The 13,003-nt window shown below is 71.2% G+C and carries 6 protein-coding genes; 3 read left to right on the top strand and 3 right to left on the bottom strand.

What is annotated here, in order from left to right; genetic code table 11:
- Window positions 1-109 precede the first annotated feature (109 nt).
- On the bottom strand, window positions 110-1,270 hold the full coding sequence (locus tag ABT367_RS00640; RefSeq protein WP_352248050.1) for an aminotransferase: 1,161 nt from the start codon (window positions 1,268-1,270) through the stop codon (window positions 110-112).
- Between the two features lie 276 nt (window positions 1,271-1,546).
- On the opposite strand from ABT367_RS00640, the gene ABT367_RS00635 reads away from it, so the two are divergent.
- Window positions 1,547-3,892, top strand: a complete 2,346-nt coding sequence (locus tag ABT367_RS00635; protein ID WP_352248049.1) for a M20/M25/M40 family metallo-hydrolase — start codon at window positions 1,547-1,549, stop codon at window positions 3,890-3,892.
- 108 nt (window positions 3,893-4,000) lie between these two features.
- On the opposite strand, the gene ABT367_RS00630 is transcribed toward ABT367_RS00635, so the two are convergent.
- On the bottom strand, window positions 4,001-7,345 hold the full coding sequence (locus tag ABT367_RS00630) for a condensation domain-containing protein (RefSeq protein ID WP_352248047.1): 3,345 nt from the start codon (window positions 7,343-7,345) through the stop codon (window positions 4,001-4,003).
- A 191-nt stretch (window positions 7,346-7,536) separates the two neighbouring features.
- Here ABT367_RS00630 and ABT367_RS00625 point away from each other — a divergent pair, with 191 nt between their 5' ends.
- Entirely contained in the window at window positions 7,537-8,298 is a 762-nt protein-coding gene (locus tag ABT367_RS00625) for a thioesterase II family protein (protein WP_352248045.1), read from the top strand.
- Here ABT367_RS00625 and ABT367_RS00620 read toward each other — a convergent pair whose 3' ends face one another.
- Window positions 8,299-11,811 carry an AMP-binding protein gene (locus ABT367_RS00620; protein ID WP_352248043.1) on the bottom strand — a complete coding sequence of 1,171 codons (3,513 nt, stop codon included), beginning with the start codon at window positions 11,809-11,811 and terminating at the stop codon, window positions 8,299-8,301.
- 164 nt (window positions 11,812-11,975) lie between these two features.
- On the opposite strand from ABT367_RS00620, the gene ABT367_RS00615 reads away from it, so the two are divergent.
- Window positions 11,976-12,971: an NADP-dependent oxidoreductase gene (locus tag ABT367_RS00615; RefSeq protein WP_352248041.1), complete on the top strand. Its 996-nt coding sequence runs from the start codon at window positions 11,976-11,978 to the stop codon at window positions 12,969-12,971.
- The last annotated feature ends 32 nt before the right edge of the window (window positions 12,972-13,003 follow it).

The following is a 13,003-nucleotide window of genomic DNA, read 5'->3' as shown; positions in this document are numbered from 1 at the left end:
CTAGAGGCAAGTTACTGCCGCGCCGTCTGCCTGCACTGTCACGTGAAGCCAGGACACCGGCGGCCGGATCTCCACCTGACGGAATCAACCGGATCCCTATCTGACGGAATCAATCGGCCCCCATGTCCCGTAGGCGGAGGGCGAGTTCGGAGATGGCCGCCAGATCCGCGTTGCCGACGCTCATCCGCAGGGTCCCCCGGTCATCCGGCAGGAACGCGGTTCCGGGGACCATCAGCACCCCGTGGTCACGGACGAGCCCGCCCACGACATCCGCCGTCGGGCGATCCGCGAAGGGATGCTTGATCCAGCCGAAGAACCCGCCGCACGAAAGGAGTTCGAACCCGCCGGGACGCTCGGCCATCGCCTCGCTCAGCCAAGCCCTCTGGCGTGCGAGTTCCCGCGCGCGGTCGTCTCTCCACTGCCGGGCATACGTGAGTCCCGCCCACGCCGCTTCCTGACCGATCCGCGGGGCGCAGACCGCCACACAGTCGTGGAGTTTGCACACCTCGCGATTGAGCTCGGCCGATGCCACCACGGCTCCGACCCGGTAGCCGGGCACAGCGAGGTCCTTCGAGAAGGAGTGCAGGCTGACCACGGTCCGCGACCAGGCCGGGTCCGCGAAGAGGTCGTGCGCCGGCCGGTCCGTGGACCGGAACGAGCGGTATGTCTCGTCAACCACCAGTGCGATGCCGTGCCTTGCGGCCAGCGCCGCGAACGCGGCGATCTCCGCCGGGGGCACCGTCACGCCCGTCGGGTTTCCAGGGGTGACCAGCACGATCGCGCGCGTCCGCCCGGTGATCAGCGGTTCGGTGTCGGCCGCGCGGGGCACCAGGTCGTCATCGGGCTCCAGGTACACCGGCACGATGCCGTTCATACGGAGCCACATGTCGTGGTTGAAGTAGTACGGCAGCGCAAGGACGACCTCGTCACCCGGGCCGGCCAGTGCCGAGGCGACCAGCGAGAACGCCTGGTTGCAGCCCGCGGTGACGACGACGTTCTCCGAGGTCACCCGCCCTGCGTACGCCTCGCTGAGTTCAGCTGCCAGCGCGGCGCGCAGCCGAGGGATTCCGGGCACCTCGGTGTACTCGCTGCCCTCTCCCCGGCGCACCAGATCGGCCACGTGCTCGCTCACCACCGGGGCCGGCGGATACTGCGGCGCCGCCTGCGCGAGATCGAGCACCTTGCCCGCGTACGCACTCCCGTCGAGCAGGTCGTAGGCGGTGCTGATGGGTGAGTCGCGCTGCTCGACCGTCTGACTCCGCAGCCGCATGGGCCCCTCTCCCCCTGTGAGCGCTCACGGTTGCCGGCCGGTTACCGCCGGCCGGCGCGAAGCGTGGGCTCACCGTAACCGTCCCGTCGCGGCCCGGCCTGTCCCCCTTTCACAGCACAGCCGTTGAGGGTGGGGCGGGGGTCAGGTCCAGGACCGGACGCGGCCGGGTGAGCGCCGCAGGAGTCCCTGAAACCGGGGAGTGCTCGGGCCCGTGGCGGCTGCCGGATCATGGGCCCGGATAGGACAGTGCTCTCTGATGACAGGTCGGCAACGCCTATGACGATCCAGCAGCAGACACCGCCGTCCTCGGCCGCGCAGCGCGGGCCGTCGCCGACGACGTGGCACCGGCGCGCGGTGTCGCTCACGATCGCCCTCGTGCTGCTGCTGACCGGCATGGCGAGCGTCTGGTCCCTGTCTCCCCCCGACCCGAGGCCGGCCTCCGTACCGGACACGGAGTTCTCCGCGGAGCGCGCCCTCGCCAGGCTCGATGACATCGCCTCGGTTCCGCACCCCACGGGCTCCGCGGCGGCGGCGGACGTGCGTGACTACCTCGTCCGTGAGCTGCGCGGTCTCGACGCCGACGCCACCGTGCAGACGCGGGTCGCCTCCCGCCTGCCGACGGACGGCTATCCGACAGTCGCCAACGTGAGCAACGTCCATGCGCGGATTCCGGGTTCGGATCCGACCGGCCGGGTCCTTCTGGTGGCCCACTACGACTCGGTGCCCACCGGTCCCGGCGCCAGTGACAACGGCGCCAATGTCGCCGCGATCCTGGAGATCGTCCGTGCGCTCCGCTCCCTGCCGCAGGCGCGCAACGACATCGACGTGCTGTTCACGGACGCCGAGGAGGCCGGTCTGCTCGGCGCCCAGGCGTTCGTCGATTCGGGAGTGGTCGGCGATCCGGGTCGGGTCGCCGTCGTGAACATGGAAGCCCGCGGTGTTTCGGGACCTGCCCTGATGTTCCAGATGGAGGGCGGTCTGACCTCGGCGATCGCCGACTCCGACGTGGTGACCACGTCGTTCGCGGGCGCGCTGTACAGCCTGCTTCCCAACGACACCGACCTCACCGTCCTGACCGCCGACGGTATGCGCGGCATCAACCTCGCCTACATGGGCGGCGTCGCCCGCTACCACACGGCCCATGACGACATCGCCCACGTGAACGCCGGAAGCGTTCAGCACATGGGAGACAGCACCCTCACCGCCGTGCGCTCCCTGGGCGCGGCCGACCTCGCCGAAGACGAAGCCGAGGCCACGTACTTCTCCCTGTTCGGCACCATCGTGTCCTACCCGGACTGGCTCACCCTGCCGCTGGCCCTCCTCGCGCTCGCGGCCCTCGTCCTGGTCCTGATCCGCGGCCGGCGCCACGGACTTCGGCCCGCCCGGGCCGGACTCGCGGCGGGCTCGCTCACGGCCGTCCTCGTGGCCGCCGCGGGTGTCGGGTTCGGTGGTTGGTGGCTGCTGACCGCGCTCCAGCCCGCGTTCGGATTCGGCATCGGTGCCGTGTACCGACCGGAGCCCTACCTTCTGGCGGGGGCGCTCCTGATGGTGGCGGTCCTGCTCGTCTGGTACCGGTGGGCACGGCGCCGTATGTCGCCCGTGGAGGCAACCACCGGTGTGCTCGGCTGGTTTGTGGTGCTCGCCGTGGTCTGCGCCGTACTTCTGCCCGGAGGCGCCTACCTCTTCACATGGCCGGCTCTGCTCGGCCTGGGTGCCCTGGCCGCGACGCTGCATGCCGAACCGCGCTCGCCGCTGCACCTGGTGGCCGTCGGGGCCGCGGCTCTGCCGGCCACCGTGCTGCTGCTGCCCGTCGCGGTCCTGGTGACGACCGCGGTCGGGCTCGAACTGAGCGCCGCGCCCCTGCTGATGCTGACGCTGCTCGCCGCGACGGCACTCCCTCTCATCGAGCCACGGCCGAGCCGCCGCGTCTCCGCGGCCCTTGGGGCGTGCCTGCTCCTGGGTACGACGGCAGCGGTGGCGGTCGCCGCCTCGTCGAACGGGTACGACGACAGCAATCCGCGCCCGGTCAGCCTCGCGTATGCCTGGGAAGCCGATACCGGAAAGGCCAGTTGGCTCAGCCGCGGCGGGCCGGAGCAGCCCGCCGTGGGGCGGCTGCTCACCACCGGACCCACGCGGATGGACGAGCGGATACCGTCCCTCGCGGGGGCGCCGCTGCACCACGGCCGCGCGAGCGAAGCCCGCGACATCCCCGAGCCGCGCATCACGCGTGCGGCGCCCGACGACGTCGATTCCGCCACCGGGGAGCGCACCGTACGCCTCCACCTCGCCGTGCCCGACGGCACGTTCCTCGTCGACGTCTTCGCGGACACCACCAAGCACACGGTGCGGGGCGCCACGGTCGACGGGAAGGCCATCGATGCCTCCGACGCCGCGCTGACCGAACCGTGGGGCTGGGGTTTCCGCTACGCCGCACCCTCGGAATCGGGCGTCGACCTCACCATCCGCACCAAGGGCGACGGACCGCTGCGCCTGCGCGTCCTGTCCACCGCCTCCGGTCTGCCGGACGGCGTCGACGCACCCCGGCTTCCCACCGGCACCAGCTGGGCCGGCTTCCCGGCGCTGTCCGGACAGACCATCGCCGTGCGGACGTTCACGTTCTGAACGGGCCCCGTTCGGACTTTCACGTTCTGAACGGACCTGAACCGAGGGGCTGATCGCCGGGTATGCGTACCCGGGGATCAGCCCCTCAGCGCTGGGTGGACCGCCCGTTCAGGCGTGGCGGGTGGCCTCGGATTCCAGGTCGCTCAGGAGCGCCTCGACGTCGTCCGCGGGCTCCTGCTCGGCCTGCCGGTAGGCGATGCGCCGCGCCAGCATCTCGACCGTCGCCGAGGCGAAGATGTCGCGCAGGGTGAGGTCCACATGGACGGTCTCCCTGATCCGGATGTTCAGCTGCGTCGCGAGCAGCGAGAATCCGCCCAGCTCGAAGAAGCTGTCATGGACGCCGATACGGTCGCTCTTGAGCAGCACCGCCAGGATCTCGACGAGCTGCCGCTCCACGGGGGTGCGCGGGGCTACGTACCGGTCGGCTGTCTCGCGCGGCTCCGGACGTGGCAGAGCGGCCAGGTCGTACGTGCCGTCCGGGGTCAGCGGCAGCCGCTCGAGCTCCACGACATGGCGCGGGAGCAGTGCGTCGGGCAGCCGCGCCGCGAGCCGCGGCTGGGCCGCGGCCGGGTCGAACTCGCCGTCCGCGGTGACCACATAGGCGACGAGTTCCGTGCCGGCGCCGGCTTCCGCCGAGTCCACCACGAGGGCATCGACCACTCCCTCGAGCTCGCGCAGCGCACACATGACCTGGAGGGTGTCGGCCGACAGATCGCCGCCGGCCGTACCGACGAACTCGATGGTCCCATCGGCCCATTGCCGCCCGAAGTCCCCGCTCCGACCGCCCTCTGTGTGCAGTTCGGCGACTTCGCCGACCGCCGCGTCCTGGCCGCCTCGCCGTACGAGCCGCACGGGGCCGTGGACGGCACGGCCGAGCGGAATCCGCAGGGGCGCCGTCTGCGCGGCCCACTCTTCCGGTACGTCGTGTACCGCCGCGGGTCGGCCATCGGGCCCGGTTCCGTACAGGCCCGTGCACCGGGCCTGTGGGGCCGTCCGGCGCAGCGCGGCGACATCCTGTGCCACGAAGGACCCCGCATTCTCGACCATGACGTGGCGCAGGGCGGGCAGGACGGCACCGGCCAGGCCGCGCAGCGGCGCCGGTCCCGCGTACAGCACGCTGACGCCGGCGCGGTCCAACTCCGCGGCCGGCGCGTTCGTTTCACCGGTGGACGCAGGGTCGAACAGGACCACGGTCCCTCCCGCGGCGAAGGCGGTCAGGAGGGCCGAGATCACATGGTGGGTGGAGCCGGAGAGCACGGCGAAACGGTCGTGGGAGCCGAACCCGTACCGGGCCACGGCCCAGTCGGGGCCGCCACCTGGCGCGACGGCGCCCGCCGTGCCCGCTTCCGTCCCGTCGCTCGGCGCCTCGCCGGCATCGATGACGTGGCTCTCGTCCGGTCCGAGGCGCAGCGTGAGGCCTGATCCGTCGGATCGCGCCGCCAAACTGCCGGGGCCTTCCGAGACCTCGCCCGAGCGATCAAGCGACACCTGGACTCCGGCCCGCAGACACCCCAGAAGTGCGGCGGCGCAGACGGCCGACGGCTCCCATACGAGGACGAACCGGCCCTCGGGGTCGTCGAGTCGGCGGTTCCGGGTGTGGACGGGGAGGCGCCGGGTCAGCGCCCGGGCGACTCGGTCCGCCACCCCGTCGATACGGCGGTAGGTCCACTCGCCGTCGCGGTCGACGACCGCAACCGCGTCGGGGTCGGCCGCTGACAGCAGCCCGGGGGCCGGTGCGGGAGACCCACCTGCCGCGCCGCCGTGCGTCAGGGCGCTCGGCGACTCACTGGGCACGGCCGGCCGGTACTCGCTCAGAGGTCGGTCAGGAGCGCCGGCCGCGGTCCTGAGGATCTCCGTCATCTGTTCCAGAAGCTGTTCGACCATGGCCCGCTCGTAGCGGTTCGCGTCGAATTCCAGGTCGAACCGGAGGACCCCGTCCCATTCGCGAGCGCTCAAGGTCAGCTCGAACTTGCTGGGCCGGGCGGGAGTGTCGAGCAACTCCCCCGTGGTGCCTGCGAGTGGGTGGACCTCCGGGGTGTCGACCCCGTTCAGGATCACCTGGAACAGCGGTGTCCGGGACGGGACCCGGGTCGCGGGCAGCTCGCCGACCAGCAGGTCAAGTGGTGCTTCCGCATGGGCGTATCCGCCGATCGCGGTGGCGCGGGCCCGGGCGAGAAGTTCGGCGAACGTCGGGTCACCGCTGAGGTCGAGGCGGAACGGAAGCGTATTGACGAAGAAGCCGATGAGGTTCTGCAGGCGTGCGTCGGACCGCCCCGTGATCGGCACCCCGATCACCACGTCCTCCTGGCCCGACCAGCGGCTGAGCACCGTCCCGAAGCCGGCGAGCAGTGCCATGAACGAGGTCGCGTCCGCCTTGCGGCACAGCTCTGCGAGCGCGCTCGTATCGGCTGGTGACAGCGCGGCCGATACGCGTCCGCCCACCGGCACATCGTCCGGCGTGCCGCGCCGCCTGCTGGGGAGCGCCAGGGAGGCCGGGGCGCCGGAGAGGTGCTCGCGCCAGTAGTCCACGTGCCGCTGCAGGTATTCGCCGGTCAGCCACTGCCGTTGCCATACGGCGAAGTCGCGGTACTGGATGTCCAGCGGGGGCAGCTCGGCCCGCTGCGGATCGCCGCCGACGGCGTACAGGGCGGACAGCTCCCGTACGAAGACACCGACCGACCAGTCGTCGCACACGATGTGGTGTGCGGTGATGCTCAGCAGATGTTCGGCCTCGCCGATCCGGATCACCAGGCAGCGCACCAAAGGGCCTTGCTCGAGGCTGAAGGGCGCGGCAGCGTCCGCGTCCATCAGTTCCAGCGCCCTGTCCTCGCGGTCGGGTCGGTCGCTCACATCCTCGAACCGCAGATGCCAGTCGTCCGCGAGGTCGTCGACGATCTGCACGGTCCGGCCGTCCTGTACGGGAAACCGGGAGCGCAGTGCCTCGTGCCGGTCCATGATGGCGCGCAGCGAGGCGTCCAGGGCGGCCACGTCCAGGTCGCCGCCGAGCCGCTGCCGGCCGTGCACGTGGTAGGCGGCGCTCGGCAGGAGTTGGTCCTCGAGCCAGAGCCGCTGCTGGTCGTACGAGAGTACGGGCTCGGCTCCCGCGGGCCGCCGGCCGACCTCCGGCCACTGGGCAGGCGCGGCGTCCACCACGTGCTGCGCCAAGGTGGCCACGACGGGGGACTCGAAGAAGTCCATCGCACGGACGCGCACCCCGTAGCGCTCGTGAATCCGTCCGAGCGCCCGTACGGCCATGAGCGAGCTTCCGCCGAGATCGAAGAAGTCGTCGTGCACGCCTATGTCGTCGCGCCGGAGGATGTCGCGGAAGATCCCGCCGATGCCCTCTTCGACAGCGGATCGGGACGTCGCCCGACCGTCTGAGGCGAGGGGAGCCGCGTCGGCGGGGGCCGCGTCGGTCCGATCGGATGCATGGGGCGAAGGATGAGAGGCCACAGCGTTCACGTTAAGTGCGGGTCCGGCGCTCGGTGACGTCGCAGAAAACGGGTACCGGCGCGAGGGCACCGGGCCTGTCACTCGTCCCGGCGCGCGTCGTCGTGGCCTGTCACTCGAACACCGGACAGGAGACCTGCGCGGGGGCCGGGTTGACTGTGCACACCTGGATGACGGTCGTGGAGGGAGTACGGATGCCGCCCATCGACAAGCTGTTTCCCTATCGGAAGGCAACCGGCGGCTTCGAGCTGTTCGCCTTCCCGCATATCGCGGCAGGACCCACCCTGTTCCACCCACTGCGCGCGGCGGCGGCGCAGGAGGGGATCGCCCTCAGCGGAGCGCTGCTGCCCGGGCGCGGACGCCGGGTCCGCGAGGCACCGCACCGCACGCTCGATGCACTGCTCGCCGAGGTCGAAGAAGCAGCGAGGTGCGACGACTTCGCCGCCTTCTCGGGAGACTACGGCTTGCTGGGGCACTGCTCGGGATCGATCGTCGCCTTCGAGATCGCGCGGCTGCTCGTCCGGCTGCCGTGTGCGGATCCGCAGCTGCTCGTGGTCTGCAGCTGCCGGCCGCCGGAGCTCATTCCCGATACCGGCACCAGCAGGCTGTCCCGCGAGGACATGATCGCGCGCACCGCCGCCCTGGGCGGGATGCCGGATGCGCTCCTGGCCGACGCCGACTTCCTCGACGTACTGGAACGGCCGATGCGAGCCGACTGGGAGATCTTCGACGGCTACGCCCACACCGCGTCCCCCGCGCTCCCCGTCCCGATTCTGACGGCGCGCGGAGCGGACGACCCGACGGTCCCCGCGGCGGAGCAGTCCCGCTGGAAGACGCAGACTCAGCGGCTGTTCCGCAGTGTTGAGCTGAGGACCGACCACTGGATGCTCTCCGACGAGGGATCGCGCGCCCTGACCCAGGAGATCTCGGCCACGCTCTCCCTCATCCGCAGCTGACTACGCGACCTGGTCGGCGAGACCGGCGAGCGTCACATCCGGGTCGGCGGCGACCTGTTCAAGGACCGCCAGATAGTCCCGCACCATGCGGTCCGCCACGGGTGCGTCGAGCGAGCCCGCGCGGAATCTCAGCAGACCGTGGGCGGCACCGGCCACCTCGGCCATCACGACCTCCACGGGGACGGCGCCCCCGCCGATGGGCAGCGGGAACTTCTCGACCGGCAGGGACCCCAGCCGGCCGCGGACCGCGGAGGGTCCCACTTGGGCCAGGGCGGCGAGCTCGCTCGCGTCGTGCGCCACCGTGCCCGCGGGCCGAGCCGCCACCGTGCCCGCCGGCCGGGGCTCCGCCGCTTCCTGCGCCCGAGGACCCGTGGCGGGGCGCGGGGGTGCCTGATTGACGGTGAACAACACGTCCACGAGATGCCCGCGTCCACCGACGCCGTGGCGCTCGCGGAGCAGGGACATCGGGTAGTCCTGGTGCTCCAGCGCACCGATGACCTGCGCTCTGACCCGGCCGAGCAGGGCGGAGAACGGCAGGTCGTCGGCCGCTTGGCAGCGGATCAGCGAGGTGCTGGCGCAGCATCCGACCACGTCCGCGAACTCGGGACGGGTGCGGCCCATCATGGGGGTGCCGACGACCAGGTCGTGCTGCCCCGTGGTCCGGTACAGAACCGTCAGGAACGCGGCCAGGAGCAGGACGTACACCGTCACGTTCTCCTCGGCGGCCCGCGCGCGCAGCGCGTCCGTCAGTTCCGGCGACAGCGCGAACTCGATCGCGCCGCCGTCGCACCCGCCCCCTTCCGTCTGCGGAAAGGCGAGCCGTGGCCAGGCGGTGTCCGCTCCGACCGCCAGTTGTTCCAGCCAGTGGCGCTCCATGCGGCTCATGCGTTCGTGGTCGGAGAGAACGGCGTTCCGCCAGGCCGACACATCGAGATAGGCGGCGCGTGGCGGCGCCAGGGAGAGCTCCCTGCCGGCGGCGCAGGCGGTGTAGAAGGCGCCCAACTCACGGGCGAGGAGCGCGCTGGACCAGAAGTCCGTGATGATGTGGTGCATCCGCACCAGCAGCACTTCACCACCGGCGTAGCGGTAGAGGTCGACGTGCAGCAGCGGACCCGTGGTCAGGTCGGCAGGGGTGCTCGCCACGGCGTCCAGGAGTTCGGTGAGGGCACTCTCGTCCAGCTCGGGCACCTCGTGCACGCCGACCGTGACCCGGCTCCGCGGGTGGACGATCTGTACCAGCTCCTCGTCCCTCACCTCGAACGTCGTACGCAGCACGGAGTGCCGGGCGCAGACGGCGTCCAGTGCCTTGCGCAGCGCGCCGAGATCGACCGACTCCGGCAGCCGGAGCGCGGTGGCGACGGTGAACTCGGGGTTGTCCGGCTCGAGTTGCTGCATCAGCCAGATCTCACGCGCGCCGCGAGACAGCGGCGCCCGCACCTCGCCGGCCGCGTCGGCAGCCGGCGACGGGGCCCCGACCCGGTGCGCCGCCCCGGCCGCCCCGGGGACGCGCTGTGAGCGGCCGTCCATGATCTGCTCGAGAACCCCCTCCATGGTCCCGCCGGCGAGCACGTCGCCGAGCGGCACGGTGACGCCGAACGCGGCCTCGAGGCGGTGCTGCAGCGTCACGAGGGCGAGCGAGTCCAGGCCGATCGCCAGCAGCGGAGTCGTCATATCGAGGCTGCCGGGCGCGACATCGACGAGCTCCGCGACGAGGGCACGCAGCTGGTACGCCACGTCGTCACGGGGCCCCGCCGGTGCATCGACCTCGGGCGCGGTGGCCGCGGTCAGGCTCTGCACGGCCTCCGTCAGCTCGCCCGCCAGGTAGCGCGCGCGGCACAGACTGCGCTGGATCTTGCCGCTGGAGGTCTTCGGCACCGTACCGGCGCGCACCAAGAGGATCGTGTGGGCTCGCAGACCGTGGACCAGGGCCACGGCCTCACGAACCCGGGCGGCGATCTCTGCGCCGTCGGCGGTTTCGGAGGGCCCCCGCACCTCCATCACCAGGACGAGCCGGTCCTCGGCACTGTCGTCGGGTACTTGGAAGGCCGCCGAGCAGCCGACCCGCAGCGCGGGGTGCGCGTGCTCGGCGGTGAACTCGATGTCGTGCGGATAGTGGTTCCGGCCGCGGACGATGAGCAGGTCCTTGTGCCGCCCTGTCACCACCAGCCGTCCGTCCAGCTGGAATCCGAGATCCCCGGTGCGCAGATAGCCGGCGTCCTCGCCCGCGAGGCGTGCGCCGAACACGCGCTCGGTCTCCTCGGGGCGACGCCAGTAGCCGCGGGCGACGCTCGGTCCCCGCACCCAGATCTCGCCCACGACACCTTCAGGACAGCGCTGCCCGGCCGCGGCGTCGACGATCACGATCTCCTGGTCCGCGGCCCCGTATCCGCAGGAGACCAGCGCCACGTCCGAGTCCGTACCGGACGCGGTGGCCGTGTTGCCGGCCAGTGCGTCGCGATCGACGTGGAGGCGAGGCACCGGCTTGCCCAACTCCGTGCCGCTGACGATCAATGTGGCTTCGGCGAGGCCGTAACACGACAGGAAGGCCTCCGCCCGAAACCCTGCGGGACCGAAGACGGCGGCGAACCTGTCCAGTGTCTCCGGGCGGGTCGGTTCGGCCCCGTTGAACGCCACCTGCCAGGAGCTGAGATTCAGTTCGGCCACCTCCTGCTCGGTGGCACGGCGGGAACAGAGCTCGTAGGCGAAGTTGGGGCCGCCGCTGACGGTGACACCGAGGCCGGAGATCGCTCGCAGCCAGCGCATCGGCTGCTCGATGAAGTGCAGCGGCGAGAGCAGCGTCACCGGGCAGCCCGAATACAACGGCTGCAGCAGACCGCCGATGAGACCCATGTCGTGGTACGGCGGCAGCCAGATCAGGGCCTGGGTGTCGGCGTCGGTGCCGAAATACCGCTGGATCATGCCGAGGTTGTGCAGCAGATTCTCGTGCGAGACCATCACGCCACGCGGTGCGGCCGTGGAACCCGAGGTGTACTGCAGGAAGGCCGTCGACCCCGGATCGACGGCGGCGGGAGCGGACGCCTCGTCGGGCACGCCGTCGACCGCGATCCAGCGCAGCTTCCGCAGGCGCGGCGCATCCTCACCGAGACTGTCGATGAACCCGAGCAGATCCGCCGTCGTCAGGGCGACGACAGGGTCGGCGTCGTCCACGACACCCATGAGGCGGGGCAGGGTGCGCTCGCGCCGGAACGGGTCGGGCGGATAGGACGGCACCGCCACCACTCCGGCGTAGAGGCAGCCGAAGAAGGCGGAGATGTAGTCGAGTCCCGGAGCCAGCAACAGCAGCGCACGGTCCCCGCGTCGGGCGCCCGCGGCATGGAGCCCGGCAGCGATGGCGCATGCCCTGCGGTCCAGGTCGGCATAGCTCAGCACCTCCCGCTCGGCTTCGCCGTCGCTCAGGAAGGTGTAGCCGATCGCGTCCGGCCGCTCGCCGGCACGCTCCCGCAACAGCTCGGAGACGGTACGCGACATCACGAGCTGTTCCTTCGGCGCCACGGTGAACCTCCAGCAAGAGGGGCGACACCCGCGCGTGCGCGACCGTACTGCTGACAAGGGGCCGAGTGTCGGGACAACTGAAGCTAGGCAATGCCCGGCAAGGCGTCCTGTCACCGGAACTTGGGGCGGCGCCGCTCCTGCGGCGGCACCTACCGTGAGGCTCCATGAAAGGCCGCGAGATCCATCTGGCTTCGAGGCCCCTCGGCTGGCCGTCGGAAGAAGACTTCTGCATGGCTGAAGTCGTGGTTGCCGAGCCACAGGCAGGTGAACTGCTCGTCCGCAACCAGGTGATGTCCGTGGACCCCTACATGCGCGGGCGGATGAACGAAATCCCGTCGTACGTGCCGCCGTTCGAGATCGGGCGGCCGTTGGAAGGCGGCGCCGTCGGCACGGTGATCGAGTCCGGTTCCGCGCTCTTCGCACCGGGCGACGTCGTTCTGCACAACGCCGGCTGGCGGGAGTACGCGGTCGTGGCGCAGGACGCCGCGACGAGGGTGGACCCCGGCCTCGCCCCGCCCTCGGCGTATCTCGGAGTGCTCGGGATGCCCGGTCTCACCGCCTACGCGGGGATCCTCGATGTGGCCGCGATGCGACCCGGTGAGGTCGTCTTCGTATCGGCTGCCGCCGGTGCCGTCGGCAGCGCGGCAGGGCAGATCGCGCGGCTGAGAGGAGCCGCGCGGGTGGTCGGGTCCGCCGGGTCCCCGGAAAAGGTCGCGTATCTGCGCGGTATCGGGTTCGATGCCGCCTTCGACTACCACGACGGCGCCCTGCGCCGGTCCCTGCGCACCGCCGCGCCGGACGGCATCGACATCTACTTCGACAATGTCGGCGGGCGGCAGCTCGAGGTCGCCATCGGGGCCATGCGCCCGCACGGCCGGGTGGCCATGTGCGGTGCGATCTCGATGTACAACGCCGACGAACCGCCCGCAGCACCACGGAACTTGGCGCTCTCGATGGGGAAGCGGCTCACTCTCCGGGGCTTTCTCGCCGGCGACTTCGCGCATCTGCGGGATCAGTTCATCGCGGAGGCCGCCGCGTGGCTGCGCGAAGGAGAGCTGCAGTACCGGGAAACCGTCGCCGAGGGCCTCCAGGCCGCTCCCCGCGCGCTCCTGGACATGATGCGCGGGCACAACCTGGGCAAGATGCTCGTACGTCTTTGACCGGGCCGGCCCGGCCGTCCGCCCGCCCCCCA

It is taken from the genome of Streptomyces mesophilus (assembly GCF_040300965.1).
Classification (GTDB): domain Bacteria; phylum Actinomycetota; class Actinomycetes; order Streptomycetales; family Streptomycetaceae; genus Streptomyces; species Streptomyces mesophilus_A.
The sequence above is the reverse complement of the archived record's forward strand: the minus strand, read 5'-3'. Positions and strand labels throughout refer to the sequence as shown.